This is a genomic window from uncultured Subdoligranulum sp., from assembly GCF_963931595.1.
Taxonomy (GTDB): domain Bacteria; phylum Bacillota; class Clostridia; order Oscillospirales; family Ruminococcaceae; genus Gemmiger.
This window is the reverse complement of the sequence record NZ_OZ007030.1, coordinates 2,426,701-2,448,560: the sequence shown is the minus strand read 5'-3', so window position 1 is coordinate 2,448,560 and position 21,860 is coordinate 2,426,701. Positions and strand designations below refer to the sequence as shown.

19 protein-coding genes are annotated in these 21,860 nt (G+C 63.9%); 17 read left to right on the top strand and 2 right to left on the bottom strand.

Features of this window, described 5'->3' with window-relative positions; genetic code table 11:
* The first annotated feature begins 18 nt into the window (after positions 1-18).
* From ABGT73_RS11795 to argF, 17 genes are all read left to right on the top strand, one after another.
* Positions 19-813 (top strand): glycosyltransferase family 2 protein, encoded by a 795-nt coding sequence (locus ABGT73_RS11795; protein ID WP_346669860.1) that lies wholly within the window; start codon positions 19-21, stop codon positions 811-813.
* Positions 814-825: 12 nt separating this feature from the next.
* Positions 826-1,860 carry an NAD-dependent epimerase/dehydratase family protein gene (locus ABGT73_RS11790; RefSeq protein WP_346669859.1) on the top strand — a complete coding sequence of 345 codons (1,035 nt, stop codon included), beginning with the start codon at positions 826-828 and terminating at the stop codon, positions 1,858-1,860.
* A 12-nt stretch (positions 1,861-1,872) separates the two neighbouring features.
* Complete coding sequence (locus tag ABGT73_RS11785; RefSeq protein ID WP_346669858.1) at positions 1,873-2,625, top strand: NTP transferase domain-containing protein; 753 nt, start codon at positions 1,873-1,875, stop codon at positions 2,623-2,625.
* A gap of 27 nt (positions 2,626-2,652) precedes the next feature.
* Positions 2,653-4,284: a hypothetical protein gene (locus tag ABGT73_RS11780; RefSeq protein ID WP_346669857.1), complete on the top strand. Its 1,632-nt coding sequence runs from the start codon at positions 2,653-2,655 to the stop codon at positions 4,282-4,284.
* Entirely contained in the window at positions 4,281-6,206 is a 1,926-nt protein-coding gene (locus tag ABGT73_RS11775; protein WP_346669856.1) for a lysylphosphatidylglycerol synthase transmembrane domain-containing protein, read from the top strand. The genes ABGT73_RS11780 and ABGT73_RS11775 overlap by 4 nt, the downstream gene beginning before the upstream one ends.
* 16 nt (positions 6,207-6,222) lie before the next feature.
* Positions 6,223-6,780, top strand: coding sequence for an HAD family hydrolase (locus tag ABGT73_RS11770; RefSeq protein ID WP_346669855.1), 558 nt, complete (start codon positions 6,223-6,225; stop codon positions 6,778-6,780).
* 101 nt (positions 6,781-6,881) lie between these two features.
* Positions 6,882-7,592, top strand: coding sequence for a gamma-glutamyl-gamma-aminobutyrate hydrolase family protein (locus tag ABGT73_RS11765; RefSeq protein WP_346669854.1), 711 nt, complete (start codon positions 6,882-6,884; stop codon positions 7,590-7,592).
* A gap of 97 nt (positions 7,593-7,689) precedes the next feature.
* Positions 7,690-7,893, top strand: a complete 204-nt coding sequence (locus ABGT73_RS11760; protein WP_346669853.1) for a hypothetical protein — start codon at positions 7,690-7,692, stop codon at positions 7,891-7,893.
* A 132-nt stretch (positions 7,894-8,025) separates the two neighbouring features.
* A complete protein-coding gene (locus ABGT73_RS11755) occupies positions 8,026-8,859 on the top strand; it encodes an MYG1 family protein (protein ID WP_346669852.1) in 834 nt (277 codons plus the stop codon).
* Positions 8,856-9,755, top strand: a complete 900-nt coding sequence (locus ABGT73_RS11750; RefSeq protein WP_346669851.1) for a GNAT family N-acetyltransferase — start codon at positions 8,856-8,858, stop codon at positions 9,753-9,755. The genes ABGT73_RS11755 and ABGT73_RS11750 overlap by 4 nt, the downstream gene beginning before the upstream one ends.
* A gap of 256 nt (positions 9,756-10,011) precedes the next feature.
* Positions 10,012-11,250, top strand: coding sequence for an argininosuccinate synthase (locus tag ABGT73_RS11745; RefSeq protein WP_346669850.1), 1,239 nt, complete (start codon positions 10,012-10,014; stop codon positions 11,248-11,250).
* 90 nt (positions 11,251-11,340) lie between these two features.
* On the top strand, positions 11,341-12,723 hold the full coding sequence (gene argH / locus ABGT73_RS11740) for an argininosuccinate lyase (protein ID WP_346669849.1): 1,383 nt from the start codon (positions 11,341-11,343) through the stop codon (positions 12,721-12,723).
* Between the two features lie 18 nt (positions 12,724-12,741).
* Positions 12,742-13,683, top strand: a complete 942-nt coding sequence (gene argC / locus ABGT73_RS11735) for an N-acetyl-gamma-glutamyl-phosphate reductase (RefSeq protein ID WP_346669848.1) — start codon at positions 12,742-12,744, stop codon at positions 13,681-13,683.
* 39 nt (positions 13,684-13,722) lie between these two features.
* A complete protein-coding gene (gene argJ / locus ABGT73_RS11730) occupies positions 13,723-14,949 on the top strand; it encodes a bifunctional glutamate N-acetyltransferase/amino-acid acetyltransferase ArgJ (protein WP_346669847.1) in 1,227 nt (408 codons plus the stop codon).
* Positions 14,950-14,968: 19 nt separating this feature from the next.
* Positions 14,969-15,823 (top strand): acetylglutamate kinase, encoded by an 855-nt coding sequence (gene argB / locus ABGT73_RS11725; RefSeq protein ID WP_346669846.1) that lies wholly within the window; start codon positions 14,969-14,971, stop codon positions 15,821-15,823.
* Positions 15,824-15,838: 15 nt separating this feature from the next.
* Positions 15,839-17,017, top strand: coding sequence for an acetylornithine/succinylornithine family transaminase (locus ABGT73_RS11720; protein WP_346669845.1), 1,179 nt, complete (start codon positions 15,839-15,841; stop codon positions 17,015-17,017).
* Positions 17,017-17,928 carry an ornithine carbamoyltransferase gene (argF, locus tag ABGT73_RS11715; RefSeq protein WP_346669844.1) on the top strand — a complete coding sequence of 304 codons (912 nt, stop codon included), beginning with the start codon at positions 17,017-17,019 and terminating at the stop codon, positions 17,926-17,928. Before ABGT73_RS11720 ends, argF begins: the two co-directional genes overlap by 1 nt.
* A 138-nt stretch (positions 17,929-18,066) precedes the next feature.
* Here the strand turns inward: argF and ABGT73_RS11710 are convergent, their stop codons facing one another.
* Both ABGT73_RS11710 and ABGT73_RS11705 read right to left on the bottom strand, forming a co-directional pair.
* Entirely contained in the window at positions 18,067-19,956 is a 1,890-nt protein-coding gene (locus ABGT73_RS11710; RefSeq protein ID WP_346669843.1) for an ABC transporter ATP-binding protein, read from the bottom strand.
* Positions 19,957-19,970: 14 nt separating this feature from the next.
* A complete protein-coding gene (locus ABGT73_RS11705; protein WP_346669842.1) occupies positions 19,971-21,737 on the bottom strand; it encodes an ABC transporter ATP-binding protein in 1,767 nt (588 codons plus the stop codon).
* Positions 21,738-21,860: the final 123 nt, after the last annotated feature.

Here is a 21,860-nt window from a genome sequence, read left to right as displayed (position 1 = left end):
CATAAAGGAGCCTGAGCCATGGAAAAACTGCTCGTCTTTATTCCGGCCTACAACTGTGAAAAGCAGGTGCCGCGGGTGCTGTCCCAGCTGCTGGACGCCCGCATCGCCCCCTGGGTGGGGGAGTGCATCGTGGTGAACAACCGCTCCACCGACGGCACCGAGAATGCCGTCCAGGACTGGTGCCGCCGCCATCCCGAAGCGCCGGTGCATCTGCTGCGCAACGACCGCAACTACGGCCTGGGGGGCAGCCACAAGGTGGCCTTCGGCTACGCCGCCGCCCACGGGTACGACCATCTGGTGGTGCTCCACGGCGACGACCAGGGCGCCATCGCCGACCTGTTGCCCATTCTGGAGGACGGTACCTATAAAAAGTACGACTGCTGCCTCGGCTCCCGCTTCATGAAGGGCAGCCGCATCCAGGGCTACAGCACACTGCGGGTGGTGGGCAACTACGGCTTCAACGCCCTCTTCACGCTGGTGGCGCGCCACCGCATCACCGATTTGGGCAGCGGGCTGAACCTCTACGCCGTGGCGCCCCTGAAAAACGGATACTACAAAAAATTCCCCGATACCCTCTATTTCAACGACTGCATGATCCTGGCCCTCTGCCAGCTGAAGCAGAAGGTGCTCTTTTTCCCCATCAGCTGGCGGGAGGAGGACCAAGTCAGCAACAACAAGCTCACCAGCTTCGGCATCAGCCTGCTGAAACTCTGCGGGCGGTATCTGCGCAGTCCCAAGGCCTTTGTGGCCCGGGAATGGCGGGACAATGTCATTGACGATTACACCTACACCGAGATTCCGGTGCAGCAATAAGGAGGTTTTCTTATGAAGGTTCTGGTAACGGGTGCCGCCGGGTTCATCGGCGGTCAGCTGTGGCATGCGCTGTGGAAGCGCGGCGATGAGGTCGTGGGCATCGACAACTTCTCCTACGGCAACCTGGACAACCTGAAATTCGACGACCACGATTTCGGCCCCGAAGTGCGCCGGATGGATATCCGCGACCGGGAAGCCATTCCGGCCCTGTTTGAGACAGAAAAGTTCGATGTGGTGTACAACATTGCGGGTATCGCCCCGCTGCCCGACTGCCAGAGCGACCCCGTGCAGGCGGTGGAGGTGAACACGCTGGGTCTGGTGCACCTGCTGGAGTGCGCCCGCCGCACCGGCGTGAAGCAGCTGGTGCAGGCCTCCACCAACGCCATGTATGAAAACGAGACGGAGTTCCCCACGGTGGAGACCTCCTTCCACACCCCCACGCTGATCTACCCCAACACCAAGTACTGCGGCGAGCGGTTCTGCCAGAGCTTCGCCGATACCTACGGCATGACGGTGACCTGCCTGCGGTTTGCCAACGTCTACGGCCCCCACATCGACTGCCTGCGCAAGCAGCCGCCCTTTGTGGGGTATATGATCCGGGAACTGTACTACGGCCGCACGCCGGAGTTCCACTCGGACGGCAACCAGCGCCGGGACTACATCTATGTGGAGGACCTCATCGACCTGGCCCTGCGGGTGGTGGACCATCCCCAGAAGGGCTTTGACGCGGTGAATGTCTCCAGCAACCAGAGCTACTCGGTGCGGGAGCTCTACGCCATCGCCTGCAAGGTGATGGGCAAGGAGATCGAGGCCAAGTACTGCCCCTCCAGCCACTACTGGGCCAAGTACCCCGAGCTGTACGGCGGGGCCTACGGCATCAAGCCGGAGATCCTCGACCACGAGGTGAACAAGTTCAGCCTCTGCGACAACACCCATGCCAAGGAAGCCTACGGCTGGGTGCCCCAGGTGGATATCGAGACCGGCCTGGCCCGTGTGGTGGAGACCGAGTGCCGGATGCTGGCCGAGCACGACAAAGCCCAGCAGTGAAGGAGCGGCCCTATGAGCAAACTGCATCTGATCCTGCCCATGGCGGGCCGGGGCAGCCGCTTTTTTGAAAACGGTTTTGTCTGCCCCAAACCCCTGATCGAAATCCACGGCAAGCCCTTTTTCTACTGGGCGGCCCGCAGCGTGGAAAAGTTCGTGGACTGCGCCGACCTGACCTTTGTGGTGCTGGAGGAGCATATCAGGGACTTTGCCATCGACGAAAAGATCCGCGCCTTCTGGCCCGATGCCCGGGTCATCGCCCTGCCGGAGGTCACGGCGGGGGCGGCCATCACGGCGCTGAAGGGGGCCGAGGGCCTGCCGGAGGGCGAGCCGCTGCTCTTCAACGACTGCGACCATCTGTTCCTCTGCAAATCCTTCTATGATTTCTGCGCCGAAGGGCAATTTGCCCAGGGCCCGGCGGGGGCGCTGCTGACTTTTGAGAGCGATTCCCCGGCCTACAGCTACCTGCAGTACGGCGCCGACGGCAACGTCTGCCACACGGTGGAAAAGCAGGTGGTCAGCCATGACGCCATCTGCGGGGCCTACTATTTCAAGGACAAAAAGACCTACGCCGACGCCTGCGAAGCCTACCTGCACGCCTGCCAGTACAAGGAATTCTTTGTGTCGGGCATCTACAACGTGCTGGCCGACCGGGGCGCCGCCGTGAAGGGCTTTGCCACCGACCTGCATCTGCCCTTCGGCACGCCGGACGAGTACCGCGCCGCCGAAGCCCCCGAAAACGCCGCCGGGTTTGAAGCACTTTTGTAAACGACGGCCCCGGTGAAGGAGAAAACTATGCAACATTCCCGCAAACGGTGGGGCCTGGAGGTGCTGGCCGCCCTGGCCTGGTGCCTCGTGACGCTGGCCACCGACCGGCTGTTCTTCCGCTATGACTGGCGGACCCCCGCCTTCTTTGTGTACAAGGCGCTGTTCGTGCTGGCGGCCCTGGCCGTCATCCACGGCGCCGTCACGCTGGTGGAAAAACTGCGCCGCCGGGACGATTTCGCGGTGCGGTGGCTTCAGTGGGCGCTGCCCTACCTGGCGGTGACGCTGGTGGTGCTGGTGATCGTCTGGCCGGGCTGCTGGGGCAGCGACGACCTGGACGTGCTCCAGCTGGCCCGCACGCTGGAACCCTCGGCCTGGCAGCATTTCCTCACCAGCGCGGCCTTCATCCTGTCGCTGATGTTCCTGCCGATGCCCGGCGGCATCGTGCTCATCCAGACGCTGCTCATCGCCGGGGCGGTGGGCTGTTTCCTGGCCGCCGCCGAGACCCTGGCCCGGGAAAAAATGCCCAGGGCACCCGCCCGGGGCTGGTTCGCCCTTCTGTACATCCCCTTCCTGCTGCCGCCGGTGCTGCTCCACGATATGCAGCCCTTCCGCGCCACCTGGTCCACCTGGTGTGAACTGTTCGCGGTGTTTCTGCTGGTGTGGTGGTATCTGGGCGGCAGGCCGGTGGGCAAAAAACAGCTGGCCGCCTTCACGGTGCTGGGCATCCTCACCGCAGCCTGGCGCAGCGAGAACATCTACTATGTGGCGGCCTTCCCGGTGCTGCTGGCCTTCCTGGTCCACAAAAAGCTGCTGCGGGCCGCCGCGGCGGTGCTCTGCGCGGTGGTCATCGCCGGGGGCACCCTGGCCGCCAACGCCTACACCAACCGCCTGATGGGCGGCGGCTGGGCGTACCAGCAGGTGGCGCTGTGCTATCAGGCGGCCGCCCTGGTCCAGGACGCCGACCCCCAGGCGGACGCCGAGGCCCTGGCCAGCATCGACAAATTCTTCGACGTGGATACCTGCCGGGCCCAGTCCACCCTCCACGGTCCCGCCCTGCGCGCGGCGGTGTGCCGCATCGGGGGAGACGTGACCCAGGAGGACTGGAGCGCCTGCACCAAGGCCATCGTCCGGCTGGCCCTCAAGTACCCGGGTTCGCTGCTGCGGGAACGGCTGGGGGTCTTTCTGAACACCGTGCACCAGAACCAGACGGAGTCCAACCAGAAGATCGTCTTTGCCGCCACGGTGCTGGTCTACACCGACGACCCCGCCGCCATGCGGGACAACCAGAAGGACTTCCTCTACAACAGCATCGGCGCCTGGCCGGTGAACCAGACCCTGCGGCAGGATTTCATCATGTCGCTGAGCTACCGCACCGAATTCCTGGGCGGGCTGCCGGCGGCGACCTGGTGGATGCTGCCCTCCTTCGGGCTGCTGGCGGCGGCCATCCTGGTGCTGCTGGTGCGCCGCCGGTGGATGCTCTTTTTCGCGGCCGGGGCGCTGGCCGCCCGCATTCCGCTGGTCTTTCTCACCGCGCCGGACACCTACTTCATGTATTATCTGTCCCCCTACATGGCCGGTTACATCCTGACCGCCGTGGCCATCGTCTACGGGGTGCTGCGCCGCCAGAAAAACAAACAGGAAAGAGGAATCGTGTCATGATGCTGGCGTTCTTCCTGCTGGCCATCGCCCTGGTGCTGGCCGGACATGCCTTCCGCCTGCTGCGGTGGGAGCAGTTCGTGCGCATTTATGAGCGGCCCCAGCGCGGCACCATGCTGCGGGGCATGGCCGGCGGCTATGTGATCAATACGCTGCTGCCCCTCCACCTGGGGGATATCTTCCGGGCGGTCTTTGTGGGCCGCCGGATGAAATCCGGCGTGGGCTTTGCCCTGGCCACCGTCATCATGGACCGCTTCCTGGATGTCTGGTTCGTGGCGCTGGGCTTCGCGGCCTTCGCCCTGGCCGGGCAGGGGGGCGCTTCGGCGCTGCTGGCGGCCCGGGTGTATCTGGCTTTCGCCGTGGTGCTGGCCGTGGCCCTCGTGGTGGTGGTCGTGCTGCGGGACGCCATCAAGCGGGGGTGCCTCGCCGTCTGCGGCATCTTCAACGATACCCTCAAGCTGGACGGCATGGTCTTCTGCTGGAGCCTCATCAACACCTTCAAGGACCTGCGCCGGGTGAATCTGCTGCGGCTGGCGGTGAACACCGTCATCATGTGGGCGGCCTATCTCGGCTCCTACGCCGCGCTGGCCGCCGCGCTCACCGCCGCCGGACAGCCCATGGCCCTGGTGGATGTCTTTGACCTGCTCTTCGGCCGGTCGGCGGGGGACCTGCGGGCCGTGCTGCCCGGCGGCACCCTGGCCGGGGCGCCGGGCATGGTGCAGGGACTGCTGCTGGCCTGGTTCTTGCTGCCGCTGGCCGTCATGTGGCTGGCCACCCTGCTGCCCGAGGGGGTGCGGGGGGCCGTCAACCAGGCCACCGCCGCGGCCCCGGTGGAGGGAAGTTACCTGAACCTTTTGCCCCAGGCCGACCCCCAGGACCGGGCAGCCTTCCTGAGCCAGTACTTCGGGCTGCAGAACAAGGCCTGGGTGGACCGCTTCCTCCAGATGAACCAGGATATCACGATCCTGCAGGACTATTCGGCGGGTTCCAACGCCACCACCATGCTCTGCATGGACAAGACCCGCACCTTCTACCGCAAGTATGCCTTCGGCGCCGACGGCCAGAAGCTGGCCGAGCAGCTGCACTGGCTGCGGGCCCAGCAGGACCGGCTGCCGCTGTGCGAGATTTTGCGCACCGGCGAGGATGCCGACTGCTGCTGGTACGATATGACCTACGATCCCCAGGCGGTGGGGATGTTCCGGTATCTCCACTCCAACCCGGTGGAGAAGAGCGCCGCCGTGCTCCACGCAGTGCTGGACACGCTGGAGGAAAAACTCTACCGCCCCACGGCGAAGGCCGCCGACCCCGAAACCATCCGGCAGTACATCCACACCAAGGTGGACGGCAACCTGCACAAGCTGCGGGAGGCCCGCAGCCTCCATGAGCTGATGGAGTATCCCACCCTGTGGATCAACGGCAAGGAGTACCGCAACCTGTCCCAGCTGGCCTGGCTGTTCGACCACGACCGGCTGGAGAAGCTCTTTGCCCGGGACCCGGTGGCCACCATCCACGGCGATCTGACCATCGAGAATATTATATGCCGCACCGACGACAAGGGCTGGTATCTCATCGACCCCAACACCGGCAACCTGCACGAAAGCCCCTTCCTGGACTACGGCAAGCTGCTGCAGAGCCTGCACGGCGGGTACGAGTTCATGATGATGACTCCACGGGTCAGCGTGCAGGGCAGCCACATCGACTTCGCCCTCACCCGGTCGGCGGCCTACGACGCCCTCTTCGCCAACCTGATGGCCGACCTGGGCCGCCGCTACCCCGACCAGCTGGACAGCATCCTCATGCACGAGGTCATCCACTGGCTGCGGCTCATGCCCTACAAGCTGTCCCGGGACCGCAAACGGGCGGCCATGTTCTACGCGGGGCTGGTGATGGTGGCCAACGACGCCGCCGACCACGCCCAACGCTGAAAGGAGTTTATCCCCCATGCTGATCTGCGTCGATCTGGACGGTACCCTGCTGGACACCGTGCCCGCCAACGCGGCCTCCTACCGGGCTGCGCTGGAGGAGCTGGGCTTCACCGTCAGTGACGAATACTACGCCGCCCGCTGCAACGGCGGCTACTACAAGGAATTTCTCCGCCCCCTCATGGGCGGAGACCCCGACCCCGCCGACGTGGAGCGGGTGCACGACCGCAAAAAGGAGCTGTACGGCGATTTTCTCGACACCGTGCGGCCCAACCGGGCGCTCTTTGAACTGCTCCAGGGCATGCGGGCGGCGGGGCACCGGCTGGCCTGCGTCACCACCGGCAGCCGCCGCAACGCCACCGAGGTGCTGAGCCATTTCGGGTGTGTGTGCTGGTTTGACCTGATCCTCACCAGCGAGGATGTGGAAAAAAGCAAGCCCGACCCGGAAGGGTACCGCAAGGCCATGGAAAAGCTGGGATTTTCCCCGGCGGAGACGATGATCTTCGAGGATTCCGCCCCGGGCCTCGAGGCGGCAAGGGCCAGCGGCGCGGCGGTGTTCAAGGTGGAAGCCTTCTGACGCTTGACGAAGGCCGCCCGGCGCGGTACAATAACCTGGAGACACGGCGAAGGAGCCCTATGGGGGTTCTTCGCCTTTTTTGATAGGAGAGGAGAACGGGAATGGAAGAGAACAAGCGCCCGCTCATCGGGCTTGTGCCGCTGATGGACTACCAGCGGGCCAGTTACTGGATGCTGCCCGGCTACATGCAGGGCATCGAGGAAGCGGGGGGCGTGCCGGTGATGCTGCCCCTCACCGCCGACAAGGCCGCCCTGGCCCGGCTGGCGGATACCTGCGACGGGTTTCTCTTCACCGGCGGGCAGGATGTGACGCCGTCGGTGTACGGGGCGGCCCAGACGGCGCTCTGCGGCGAGACCAGCCCCGAGCGGGACGCCATGGAAACCGAGCTGCTGGCGCTGGCCCGGGCCCAGGACAAGCCGGTGCTGGGCATCTGCCGGGGCATCCAGTTCCTGAACGCGGCGCTGGGCGGCACCCTCTGGCAGGACCTGCCGGTGGAGTATCCCTCGGAGGTCAACCACCACCAGACCGGCGCCTACGACCAGCCCATCCACACGGTGCGGCTGCTGCCCGGCACGCCGCTGGCCGACCTGCTGGGGGTGGACACCCTGCCGGTGAACAGCTACCATCACCAGGCCATCCACAAACTGGCGCCGGGGCTTGCCGCCATGGCCACCGCGCCGGACGGCATCGTGGAGGCGGTGTACGAGCCGGGCAAGCGGTTTGTCTGGGCGGTGCAGTGGCACCCCGAATTTTCCTGGAAGGTCAGCGCCGAGAGCCGCAAAATCTTCGCGGCCTTTGTGTCGGCCTGTTGACCGAATCTTTACGCAAATATGACCGGAATGCGATAGATTTCGCGCTATACCCGCGGTATACTGGAATCAACGACCATGAACCGGGAGGGATTCGCCCATGCTGCCCTGTCAGACCGATTGTCCCCGCTACTGTGCGGGATGCCACAAGACCTGTACTGCCTGGCGCGCCTTGCAGCAGCGCCAGCAGGAGGACCGGGAGCGCCGCAAGGCGTACCTGCGCCGCGCCAACGAGGCGTGCCGTCAGGTGCTGCACAGTTTCCGGCGCGCGGGCGGATACATAGGCCCCCAGCCGGGCCACTGATTTCATAAGGCCGTAAAGGCGGACTGCACGGGGAGACAGAGGTGCAGCCCGCCTTTTTTCTGTCTGAAATATTGTGCACCGGCCCGCCGGTTGTGGTATAATGGCAGAAAAACGAAACAGGAGACTACTGTTATGAAGATACCCGCAAACGGCTTTACCCACGGCGGCAAGTTCCATGCCGACGATGTGTTTTCCACGGCACTGTTGCAGATCGTGCGCCCCGACATCAAGGTGACCCGGGGCTTCACGGTGCCGGACGGCTTCCAGGGCATCGTCTACGATGTGGGGGGCGGCATGTTCGACCACCACGCGGAACCCCGGGAGACCCGTCCCAACGGGGTGCCCTACGCGGCCTTCGGCCTTTTGTGGCGGGTGCTGGGCGCCCAGCTGGTGGGGGAGCACCAGGCCCGGCTGCTGGATGAAAACTTCATCCAGCCCCTGGACCTCAACGACAACACCGGCGAGCAGAACTCCCTGGCCGATGCCATCGGCAGCTTCAACCCGCTGTGGGATTCCAAGGATGACCCTGACGAGTGCTTCTGGCGGGCGGTGCCGGTGGCGAAGCAGATCCTGGAAAACGAGATCGCCGCGGCCAACGCGGTGAACCGCGCCGACGACACGGTGCGCCGGGCATACGCCCACATGCGGGACGGCATTGTGGTGCTGCCCGCCTACATGCCCTGGAAGAACGGCCTCTACAAGACCGACGCCCTCTTTGTGGTGTATCCCAGCCAGCGGGGCGGCTACAGCGCCCAGTGCGTCACCGACCACCGCACCAAGCGCAGCAAGCTGCCCTTCCCGCCGGCCTGGGCCGGCAAGCCGGAAGCCCAGCTGCGGGAAATCAGCGGCCTGGGGTTGCGGTTCTGCCATCCCAGCCGGTTCCTCATCACCGCCGACGACAAGGCCACCGCCATCGAGGCCTGCCGCCGCACGCTGCGGGCCGCCGGACGCCCGGTGAGCGAATGACCGCCGAAACTCTGGGTCCGGCGGCCAGCCTGGCGTCCGACCGCCTGCCCGACACCCCGGCCTGGGTCTACCTGCTGCGCTGCGCCGACGGCAGCCTCTATGCGGGCTGGACCAACGACCTGGCCCGGCGGCTCCACGCCCACCGCACGGGGGCGGGGGGCGCCAAGTACACCAAAAGCCACGGCAAGGCTGCCGTGGAGCTGGCCTACGCCCAGCGCTGCACCGACAAGAGCGCGGCCCTCAAGCGGGAGGCGGCCCTGAAAAAACTGTCCAAGGCCGACAAGGAGGCCCTGGCCGCCCGGTGGGCGGAACGCAGCCGCCTCACCGTGCGGATGGCCACCCCCGACGACGCGGCGGCGGTCGTGAAACTGTATAACTGGTACGTCACCCACGGCACCCAGACCTTCCAGTATGAACAGTCCACCGAGGAGGAATACCGGCAGAACATCGCCGAGGTGCTGGAAAAAGCCCCCTTCCTGGTGGCTTACACCGCCGACGGGCGGCTGGCGGGCTACGCCTGCGCCCATCCCTGGCACACCCGGCGGGCCTTCGCCTGGGACGTGGAGACCACCGTCTACTGTGCCCCCGACGTGCTGGGCCAGGGCACCGGCCGCAAGCTCTACACGGCGTTGCTGGAACTGCTGCGGCGGCAGGGCTACCACAACGCCTTCGCCCTCATCACCCGGCCCAACCCCCAGAGCGACGCCTTCCACAAGGCGCTGGGCTTCACCCGCTACGGGGTGGAAAAGAACAGCGGCTACAAGTTCGGCCGCTGGCTGGACCTGGGCTACTGGGCCTGCCCGCTGAACCCGCCCGCCGACCCGCCCGCCCCGGTGCGGCTGCATCTGGAGGCGGCGGAAATTGAATCGGTCCTGCAAAATTGCACGGCTGTATAAATACTAAGGCGGAAAAAGGACGGTGACCAGCGGGAATTCTGCAAGTAAAAATGAATATTCATGCAGAAAATCGCATACAGGGCATGCGCTCCTGTACAGAATGCCCAAAAACAACGGAAAAGTGGAAACTCCTTTGTGGGATTTTCCACTTGTCTTTTGCCGTAAAAGTTGTATAATATACATCATTGAATGAATAAATATTCAGCGACGGCAAGCAACCGATCCCCGGCGCTGGCAGAACAGGAGAGGGAAGAATATGAAAAAGAACAAAGCGGACATCAAGAAAGTCGTACTGGCCTACTCCGGCGGCCTGGATACCTCCATCATCATCCCCTGGCTGAAGGAAAACTACAACAACTGCGAAGTCATTGCGGTTTCCGGCGACGTGGGCCAGGGCACCGAGCTGGACGGCCTGGAGGAGAAAGCCATCAAGACCGGCGCCTCCAAGCTCTACGTGCTGGACCTGAAGAAGGACTACATCGAAAACTACATCTGGCCCTGCCTGAAGGCGGACGCCAAGTATGAGGATTATCTGCTGGGCACCTCCCATGCCCGTCCCTGCATCGCCAAGGCGCTGGCCGACATCGCCAAGAAGGAAGGCGCCGACGCCATCTGCCACGGCTGCACCGGCAAGGGCAACGACCAGGTCCGTTTTGAGCTGACCCTCAAGGCCATGGCCCCCGATATGACCATCATCGCCCCCTGGCGGGAGTGGAGCATCAAGAGCCGTGACGAGGAGATCGACTACGCCGAAGCCCACAACATTCCCCTGAAGATCAACCGGGAGACCAACTACTCCAAGGACAAGAACCTGTGGCATCTGAGCCATGAGGGCCTGGACCTGGAGAAGCCCTCTCTGGAGCCCCAGTACAACAAGCCCGGCTTCCTGGAGCTGGGCGTCAGCCCCGAGCAGGCCCCCGACACCCCGACCTATGTGAAGATCCACTTCGAGAAGGGCATCCCCACCGCTGTGGACGGCAAGGAGATGGGCAGCGTCGAGCTGGTGGAGTACCTGAACAAGCTGGGCGGCGAAAACGGCATCGGCCTGCTGGACATCGTGGAGAACCGGCTGGTGGGCATGAAGAGCCGCGGCGTCTATGAGACTCCCGGCGGTGCCATCCTCTACAAGGCCCATAATGTCCTGGAGACCATCACGCTCGACAAGGAGAGCTTCCACTTCAAGGAGATCATCGCCCAGAAGATGGGCGAGCTGGTCTACAACGGCCAGTGGTTCACCCCGCTGCGGGAGGCCATCTGCGCCTTCACCGACGATCTGCAGAAGACCGTCACCGGCGATGTGACCCTCAAGCTCTACAAGGGCAACATGATCAACGCCGGCGTCACCAGCCCCTACACCCTCTACGACGAGCAGACCGCTTCCTTCGGCGAGGATGACGACTACAACCAGGCCGACGCCAGCGGCTTCATCAACCTGTTTGGCCTGCCCATCGCCGAGCGCGCCAAGCTGGCCAAGAGCTGGCCTACCGAGGAGTAATTTCCTCTTTATCGCAACCATTCCGTACCGCCGTGGGCGGGCTGTAAGCCCACGGCGGATTTTGTTGTTACCACCCTAAGGAGGGTTCTTATGCCGCAACTTTGGCAGGGGCGCGCCAGCAAGGCCGTCGACAGCCGCGTCAATGACTTCAACTCCTCCATCCGCTTCGACGCGCGGATGATCGAGCAGGATATCCAGGGCAGCCTGGTCCACTCCGCCATGCTGGGACGGCAGGGCATCATCTCGGAAAAGGACGTACAGGACATCCACAGGGGCCTGCACAGCATCCTGGATGATCTGCACAGCGGCGCGCTGGAGATCGACCCCGCCGCCGAGGATGTCCACACCTTCGTAGAACAGACCCTCACCGCCCGGGTGGGGGATGCGGGCAAGCGGCTGCACACCGGCCGCAGCCGCAACGACCAGGTGGCGCTGGATCTGCGCCTCAACCTGCGGGAAGCTTCCGCCCACATCCAGGGCCAGATCAAAGAACTGATCGGGACCATCTGCGACCAGGCCGCCAAGGGCGCCGACTACGTCATGCCGGGCTACACCCATCTGCAGCGGGCCCAGCCGGTGACCTTCGGCCACCAGCTCATGGCCTACGCCTGGATGCTGCTGCGGGACCTGGGCCGCATGCAGGACGCCACCGCACGGATGAACGCCGAGTGCCCCCTGGGCTCCGGCGCCCTGGCCGGTACCACCTATCCGCTGGACCGGTTCTATACGGCGAAGGAACTGGGCTTTGACGCCCCTTGTGCCAACTCCATCGACGGCGTCTCCGACCGGGATTTCTGCATTGAGCTGGGGGCGGCCATCGCCACCTGCATGATGCACCTCTCCCGTCTTTCCGAGGAGATCATCCTCTGGTGCAGCTGGGAGTTCAAGTTCATCGAGCTGGACGATGCCTTCACCACCGGTTCCTCCATCATGCCCCAGAAGAAGAACCCCGATGTCACCGAGCTGATCCGCGGCAAGACGGGGCGGGTCTACGGCGACCTGAACACCCTGCTGGTCATGATGAAGGGCATCCCCCTGGCCTACGACAAGGACATGCAGGAGGACAAGGAGGCCATCTTCGACGCGGTGGACACGCTGGAACTCTGCCTGCGCACCGTGACCCCCATGCTGGCCACCATGACCCCGCTGCCCGCCAATATGCGCCGGGCGGCGGCCAAGGGCTTCATCAACGCCACCGACTGCGCCGACTACCTGACCAAGAAGGGCATGCCCTTCCGGGATGCCTACAAGTGCACCGGCACCATGGTGGCGGCCTGCATCGCCGCCGACAAGACGCTGGAAGAGATGACGCTGGACGAGTTCAAACAGTACAGCGACCTCTTCGAGGAGGATGTGTATCAGGCCATCGACCTGACGAATTGCTGCGAGGGCCGTACCAGCTACGGCGGCCCCACCAGGGCGAGCGTGCTCCAGCAGATCGAACAGGTACGGCAGAAACTTACAAACCAATAAACAGAAACAGGTGTTTTTGTGGCAAAGTACAAGATTTTCGTGGACGGTTCCTCCGGCACCACGGGGCTGCGCATCGCCGACCGACTGGCGGCGCGGCCGGAATTTGAAATTCTGACCATTTCCGAGGCAGACCGCAAGGACGTGCACGCCCGGGCAACGGTGATCAACGAGAGTGATCTCTCCTTCCTCTGCCTGCCGGACGATGCCGCCCGGGAGGTGGTGCCGCTGCTGCGGCCCGACGTGCGGGTGCTGGACACCTCCACCGCCCACCGCACCAGCCCCGACTGGCTCTACGGCCTGCCGGAACTGGGGGATACCAAGGCAAAACTGCCCGCCGCCACCCGTGTGGCGGTGCCGGGCTGCCATGCCACCGGTTTTATCGCCCCGGTGGCACCCCTGGTGGAAAAGGGTCTGCTCCCCAGGACGGCGCAGCTTTGCTGCTACAGCCTGACGGGGTACTCCGGCGGCGGCAAGAAGATGATCGCCCAGTATGAGGCCCCCCGGGAGGATGCGGCCCTCAACGCGCCCCGGCCCTACGGCCTGGCGCTCCACCACAAGCACCTGCCCGAGATGAAGGCGATCACCGGGCTGGACACCGCCCCCAACTTCGTGCCCATCGTGGCGGACTACTACGCCGGCATGGAGACGATGATCCCCCTGGACCTGGCGGCCCTGGGGCTGACCGCCCAGCAGGTGGCCGACACGCTGGCGGACTATTACGCCGGGGGCAAGATCATCTCGGTACATCCCCTCAACGAGGGCACCGACGGCGGCTTTTTGGCCGCCAACAAGCTGGCCGGCTCCGACCGGCTGGAAATCTTCTGCCTGGCCAACCCCGACGGCACCCAGATGCAGCTCATCAGCCTGTTTGATAACCTGGGAAAAGGCTCGTCCGGCGCGGCGGTGCAGTGCATGAACCTGATGCTGGGACTGGACGAATGTGCGGGTCTGGCCCTGTAAACTATTCTTGAGATCGTGGGATGGGAGAGGAAAACGAAGATGGAAACATTTCAGCCTGTTGCAGGCGGCATCTGTGCCGCCAAAGGGTTTTCGGCGGCCGGTGTGCATTGCGGCATCCGGCACAATCACAGCAAACTGGACCTGGCGCTGATCAAGGCGGATGTGCGCTGTGCGGGCGCCGGCTGCTACACCACCAACAAGGTGTACGGCGCGCCCATCACGGTGGACCGGGAGCACCTGAAGGACGGCTACGCCCAGGCCATTGTGGTGAACAGCGGCAACGCCAACACCTGTGCACCCAACGGCATCCAGCTGGCCAAGGATACCTGTGATCTGGTGGCGAAAGCCCTGGGCATCGATGCCGGCGACGTGCTGCCCGCCTCCACCGGTGTCATCGGCCAGGCCATGGAGCTGACCCCCTTCGAGAAGGGCGTCCCCGCCGCGGCCGCCAAGCTGGCCGCCACGGCGGAGGGCAGCCACGACGCCGCCACCGCCATCATGACCACCGACACCCACGCCAAGGAATTCGCGGTGGAATTCACTGTGGGCGGCAAGACCTGCCGCATCGGCGCCATCGCCAAGGGCTCCGGCATGATCCACCCCAACATGGCCACCATGCTGCTCTTCATGACCACCGATGCCCAGGTGGAGCCCGCCGTGCTGCAGAAGGCGCTGTCCACCGTGGTGCCGGCCACGTTTAACCAGATCTCGGTGGACGGCGACACCTCCACCAACGACACCGTGCTGCTGCTGGCATCCGGCCTGTCTGGCGCTGCGGTGGCGGAGGGCACCGCCGACTACGATACCTTCGTGGCGGCGCTGACCACCGTGGCCGAGCATCTCTGCCGGGAGCTGGCCGCCGACGGCGAGGGTGCCACCAAGCTGCTGGAGTGCATCGTCACCGGCGCGCCCGACCTGGCAACGGCCCGGGCGGTGTCCAAGAGCGTCATCCACTCCACCCTGTTCAAGGCCGCCATGTTCGGCGCCGACGCCAACTGGGGCCGGGTGCTCTGCGCCATCGGCTACACCCCGGGAGACTTCGACATCTCCAAGACCGCCGTCCGCCTCAAGAGCCGGGCGGGGGAGGTCTTTGTCTGCGAGAACGCCGCCTACCACCCCTACAGCGAGGAGGAGGCCGCCAAGGTCCTGCATGAGGACGAGATCCAGATCCTGGTGGACCTGGGCTCCGGCGATGCCACGGCCAAGGCCTGGGGCTGCGATCTGACCTACGACTACGTCAAGATCAACGGCGACTACCGCACCTGAGAAGCGAGGGGACAGGTTGATGAAAAACGAACAGATGGCGCTGCTTTTCAGCGAAGCAACGCCCTATATCCAGAAATATCACGGCAAGACGCTGGTCGTCAAGTACGGCGGCAACGCCATGGTCAACGATGAGCTGAAGCTGGCCGTCATGAACGACCTGGTCACCCTGACGCTGCTGGGCGTGCGGGTGGTGCTGGTCCACGGCGGCGGCCCGGCCATCAACCAGATGCTCAAGCGGGTGGGCAAGGAGTCCAAGTTTGTGGGCGGCCTGCGCTACACCGACAAGGAAACCATGGGCATCGTCCAGCAGGTGCTGGCAGGCCAGGTGAACAAGGACCTGGTGGCGCTGCTCAAGGGCCGCGGCGTGGGTCTTTGCGGCATGGACGGCCACATGATCACCTGCTCCCGCAAGGCGGACATGGACCTTGGCTACGTGGGCGAGATCGAGCGGGTGGACACCACCCTGATCGACCATCTGCTGGCGGACAGCTTCATTCCGGTCATCGCCACGGTGGGCATGGACAGCAACGGCATCCCCTACAACATCAACGCCGACACCGCCGCCGCCGAGATCGCCATCGCCCTCCACGCCGAAAAGCTGGTGAGCATGACCGACATTGTGGGTCTGCTCTATGATAAGGACGACGAATCCACCCTGATCCCCGAGGTGGAAGTCTCGGAGATCGAGGGTTACAAGCAGGCGGGGGTCATTGCCGGGGGCATGCTGCCCAAGATCGAGGGCATGGCCGAAGCCATCTACAAGGGCGTCCACGAGGCGGTCATCATCGACGGCCGGGTGCCCCATTCCATTCTGCTGGAGATGTTCTCCGACCGCGGCGCCGGTACCATGTTCTACCGCCGCGGCAACCGCTAAAGGGAGGTAGAGCCAATGAATACCCAGTCCATCATGAAGAGGGACGACACCTACGTCCTGCACACCTACGGCCGCAGCCCGGTGGCGCTGGTGGGCGGCCAGGGCATGGTCGCCACCGACGCCGAGGGCAAGCAGTACCTGGACTTCACCTCGGGCATCGGCGTCAATTCCCTGGGCTACTGCCACCCGGCCTGGGTGGCGGCGGTCACGGCCCAGGCGGGCAAGCTGCAGCACACCTCCAACCTCTACTACACCGAGCCCTGCGGCGCCCTGGCGGAAAAACTCTGCCGCCGCACCGGGCTGGACGCGGTGTTTTTCGGCAATTCCGGCGCCGAGGCCAACGAGGGCGCCATCAAGGCGGCCCGCAAGTACAGCGTGGACACCTACGGCCCCGACCGCAACAAGGTGCTGACGCTGGTCAACTCCTTCCACGGCCGCACGCTGGCCACCCTGACCGCCACCGGCCAGGATGTGTTCCACCACGATTTCGGACCCTTCCCCGAGCGGTTCGGCTACATCCCGGCGGGGGATTTCGCCGCCCTGGAAGCCGCCGCTGACGAAGAGACCTGCGCCGTGCTGCTGGAACTGGTGCAGGGCGAGGGCGGCGTCGTCGCCCTGGATAAAGAGTATGTGGCAAAGGTGGCCGCCTTCTGCAAGGAACACGACATCCTGCTGCTGGTGGACGAGGTGCAGACCGGCGTGGGCCGCACCGGCACCTTCCTGGCCTGCGAGCAGTTTGACCTGCATCCCGACATCGTCACCCTGGCCAAGGGCCTGGGCGGGGGTCTGCCCATCGGCGCCGTGGTCATGACCAAAAAGGTGGCCGACCACATGGGACCCGGTTCCCACGGTTCCACCTTCGGCGGCAACCCGGTGGTGTGTGCCGGTGCCCTGGTGGTCATGGACGAACTCACCGACGAGCTGCTGGCCAGGGACCGTGCGCTGGCGGACTATCTGCGGGCGGAACTGAAAAAGCTGCCCCACGTCACCGACGTGAGCGGTCTCGGCCTGATGGTGGGCATCGCCTTCGAGGAGGGCATCGGTGCCGCCGCCGTGCGCACCGCCTGCGAGCAGCAGGGCCTGTTGGTGCTCACCGCCAAGACCCGGCTGCGGCTGCTGCCGCCGCTCATCCTCACGCAGGAGGATGTGGACAAAGCCCTCGCCATCCTGCGCACCGTGTTGGAGAAACTGTGATGAAACATCTGTTGAAACTGGGCGGACTGAGCCGCGCCGAGATCCTGCACATCCTGGATGTGGCCGACGAGTACAAGCGGCTGCACAAGCAGGGGATCGACCCCAAGGATCTGCAGGGCAAGGCGGTGGCGCTGATGTTCGCCAAACATTCCACCCGCACCCGCACGAGCCTGGAGGTGGGCATCTACCAGATGGGGGGCCTGGGCACTTACTTAAGCGCCAACGATCTGCAGACCGCCCGGGGCGAGCCCATCCAGGACACCGCCCGGGTGCTGGGACGGTACTATGACGCCATCGTCTGCCGCACCTACAAGCAGACCGACCTGGACGCCCTGGCCCAGTACAGCGGTGTGCCGGTGGTGTCGGGCATGACCGACTACGCCCATCCCTTGCAGGTGCTCACCGACCTGATGACGGTGCGGGAGTACAAGGGCAAACTGGAAGGGCTGCGCATGGGTTTTGTGGGGGATGGCTACAACATGGCCAACAGCCTGATCGTGGGGTGTCTGGCCGTGGGCATGCAGGTCACCATGGCCTGTCCCAAGGGCTACCGTCCGTCGGCCGATGTGCTGATGCAGGCCAAGGCCTACGGCGATGCCTTTAAGCTGGTCCATGACCCCGACGAGGCCGCCCGGGACGCCGATGTGCTCTTCACCGACGTGTGGGTGAGCATGGGCATGGAGCGGGAGCGGGACCGCCGGTACCGGGATTTCACCGGGTTCACGCTGGATGCAGACCGGATGGCCCTGGCCAAGCCGGATTGCATGGTGCAGCATCCGCTGCCCGCCCGCCGCGGCGAGGAAATCGCCACCGATGTGTTTGAGAAGCACGCCAATGAGATCTTCGATGAGGCGGAAAACCGCCTCCATGTGGAAAAGGCCGTCCTCGCCATCCTCCTGGCCGGCAAGTGATGTGTGTGTTCCTTCTTTGCAAAGAAGGAACCGAAGAAATTCCAAACAAAAATCTCCCGAGGGGGTGAAACCCCCTCGGGAGATTTTTAATTAGAGTTCTTTTGGTTCTTTTCTTGCAAGAAAAGAACACACACACGCTCAGGCCGGTTGGTCGGCAAAGTTGCCGGTATACAGCTGGTAATACTTGCCGTGTTTGGCGATGAGTTCGTCATGGGTACCGCGTTCGATGATGCGGCCCTGTTCCATGACCATGATGCAGTCGGCGTTGCGCACGGTGGAAAGACGGTGGGCAATCACGAAGGTGGTGCGTCCCGTCATCAGGGCGTCCATGCCGTCCTGCACCAGTTTCTCGGTGCGGGTATCGATGGAGGAGGTGGCTTCATCCAGGATCAGCGCCGGCGGGTCCGCCACGGCGGCGCGGGCAATGGCCAGCAGCTGCCGCTGTCCCTGGCTCAGGTTGGCACCGTCGCCGGTGAGCATCGTCTGGTATCCGTCGGGCAAGCGGCGGATGAATCCATCGGCGTTGGCCAGCTTGGCCGCCGCCATGCACTCCTCGTCGCTGGCTTCCAGGTTGCCGTAGCGGATGTTGTCCATCACGGTGCCGGTGAACAGGTGGGTGTCCTGCAGCACCATGCCCAGGCTCCGCCGCAGATCGGCCTTCTTGATCTTGTTGATGTTGATGCCGTCATAGCGGATCTTGCCGTCCGCAATGTCGTAGAAGCGGTTGATCAGGTTGGTGATGGTGGTCTTGCCGGCACCGGTGGCGCCCACAAAGGCGATCTTCTGGCCGGGCTTCGCCCACAGACTGATGTTGTGCAGCACCATCTTTTCCGGCGTGTAACCGAAGTCCACATCGTCCAGCACCACGCTGCCTTCCAGCTTGGTGTAGGTGACGGTGCCCTCCGCCTTGTGGGGATGTTTCCAGGCCCACACGTTGGTGCGGTGATCCACAGGATGCACGTTGCCGTCGGCATCCTCCTGGGCGTTGACCAGCTCCACATAGCCGTCGTCCGCCTCGGGGGTCTGGTCCATCAGATCAAACACACGCTGGGCACCGGCGGCCGCCGTGACCACGAAGTTGACCTGCATGGAGATCTGGGTGATGGGGTTGGTGAAGCTCTTGTTCAGCCCCACAAAGGTGATGACGGTGCCAAGGGTCACGCCCGCCAGGCCGTTGATGCCCAGCACGGCGCCCACGATGGCCACCAGCACGTAGCTGATCCAGCCGATGTTGGCGTTGATGGGCATGAGCAGGTTGGCGTAGCGGTTGGCCTTGTCGGCGCTGTCCCGCAGCTGGTCGTTGACCTTGCGGAAATCCCGCAGGGCGGCGTCCTCATGGCAGAAGACCTTGACCACCTTCTGGCCGTCCAGCATCTCCTCGATGAAGCCGTCCACAATGCCCAGGTCCCGCTGCTGCAAAACATAATACTTGCCGGACAGCTTGGAGAAGTTCACCGTGACGGTCACCATGACGCAGGCCGTCAGGATGGAGATGACGGTCAGCGCCGGGTTGAGCACCAGCATGGTGATCAGGGTGGCCAGCATCGTCACGCTGGTGTTGATGATCTGGGGAATGCTCTGGCTGAGCAGCTGGCGCAGCGTATCGATATCGTTGGTGTACACCGACATGATGTCGCCGTGGGCGTGGGTGTCAAAGTAGGAGATGGGCAGGCTCTCCATGCGATGGAACAGATCATCCCGGAGCCGGCGCATGGTGCCCTGGCTCACCGACACCATGATGCGGTTGTAGCAGAAGGCCGTGACGACGCCCACCGCCAGGATGGCGGCCAGCTGGAACAGGCTGGCAGCCAGGCCGGAAAAGTCGGTGGAGCCGGAATTGAGCATGGGGACGATGTAGTCATCCACCAGTTTCTGGGGGAAGGTGGCGCCGGTGACGGTGGCCACCGCCGTGATCAGGATGCATACAATGACCAGGGCAAAGGGCAGGGCGTAGTAGTGCAGCATATAGCGCAGCACCCGGTTCAGCACCTTCAGAGGCGCCTTGCGGCTGGGTTTGGTTTGATTCATAAGGCTTCCTCCTTTCAGGCCGGCTGGTCGAAGTCGCCGCCGCCCTTCACCTGGGACTCGTAGATCTCCTGGTAGATGGCGTTGGTCTTCAGCAGATTTTCGTGGGTGTCAAAGGCGTTGATCTTGCCGCCGTCCAGCACCAGGATGCGGTCGGCATTCTGCACGCTGGAAATACGCTGGGCGATGATGATCTTCGTGGTGCCGGGAATGGTCCTGGCGAAGGCCGCCCGGATCTTGGCGTCGGTGGCGGTGTCCACCGCAGAGGTGGAGTCGTCCAGGATCAGCACCTTGGGCTTCTTCAGAAGGGCCCGGGCGATGCAGAGGCGCTGCTTCTGGCCGCCCGAAACGTTGTTGCCGCCCCGCTCGATGCGGGTGTTGTAGCCGTCCGGCATGCGGTCGATGAACTCATCGGCGCAGGCAGCCTTGCAGGCGGCGATGCACTCCTCGTCGGTGGCGTCGGGGTTGCCCCAGCGCAGGTTGTCCAGGATGGAGCCGGAGAAGAGGGTATTCTTCTGCAGCACCACCGACACCTGGTTGCGCAGCACTTCCATGTCGTAGCGGCGCACGTCGATGCCGCCCACCTTCACATCGCCCTCATCCACGTCGTAGAGGCGGCAGATCAGGTTCACCAGGCTGGATTTGCCCGAGCCGGTGCCGCCGATGACGCCGATGGTCTCGCCGGAACGGATGTGCAGGTCAATGTCGGACAGGGCGTTCTTGCCGCTGCCGTGCTTGTAGGAGAAGTTCACATGGTCGAAGTCGATGCTGCCGTCCGGCACCTCGGTGACGGGGTTCTCGGGGTCGTGGAGGTCGGGGGTCTCAACCAGCACTTCGCTGATACGGCGGATGCTGGCCAGCGACATGCTGATCATGACGACGACCATGGACAGCATCATCAGGCTCATGAGCAGCGCCATGATGTAGCTGAACAGGCTCGTCAGGTCACCGGGGGTCATGGAGCCGCCCACGATGGAGTGGGCGCCCAGCCAGGACACCGAGATGATGCAGAAGTAGACCGCCACCATCATGGCGGGGTTGTTGAAGGCCAGCAGGCCCTCGGCCTTGACGAAGAGGCGGTAGAGGTTGCCCGAAGCCTTGCTGAACTTCTCGTTCTCGTAGGGCTCGCGGACGAAGGCCTTCACCACCCGGATGGCCGAGATGTTCTCCTGGACGCTGGCGTTCAGGTCGTCGTATTTCTGGAACACTTCGTTGAAGATGCGCAGCGTCACCACCATGATGCCGCCGATGACCAGCACCAGGAACACCACCGCGATGAGGAACATGGCGCTGAGCCGGGGGCTGATGTACAGGCACATGGCGTAGCTGAACACCAGGGTCAGCGGGCTGCGCACCGCCACGCGGATGACCATCATGAAGGCGTTCTGTACGTTGGTGATATCGGTGGTCATACGGGTGACAAGGCCGGGCACGCTGAACTTGTCGATGTTCGAGAAGGAGAAGGTCTGGATCCTGGCGTAGATGCTCTCCCGCAGGTTGGCAGCCAGGCCCGAGGAGGCCGCGGCGGCCGCCTTGCCGGCCAGGGCGCCGCAGGCCAGGCTCACCAGGGCCATGACGATCATCAAGGCGCCGTACCGGTAGACCACGCCCAGGTTGGCGGCCTCCAGGCCGTCATCGATGATGCGGGCCGTGACGAAGGGCAGTAAGATCTCCATCACGACCTCCAGCGCCGTGAACCCGATGCAGGTCCACGCCGTGCGTTTGTATTGCTTGAGTTGCTGCAGTACAGTCTTCACTTTCTTCACTCCTTTAAAAAGGGACATTTTCATTACCCCAAAATTATAGCATCTCTTGTCTGAATTGAGAATTTCAAAACCTTGTTCGACGTTAGCAAATATCGAATGATATATTGCAAAAAACAAAAAGATGGCGTATACTGTACCTGA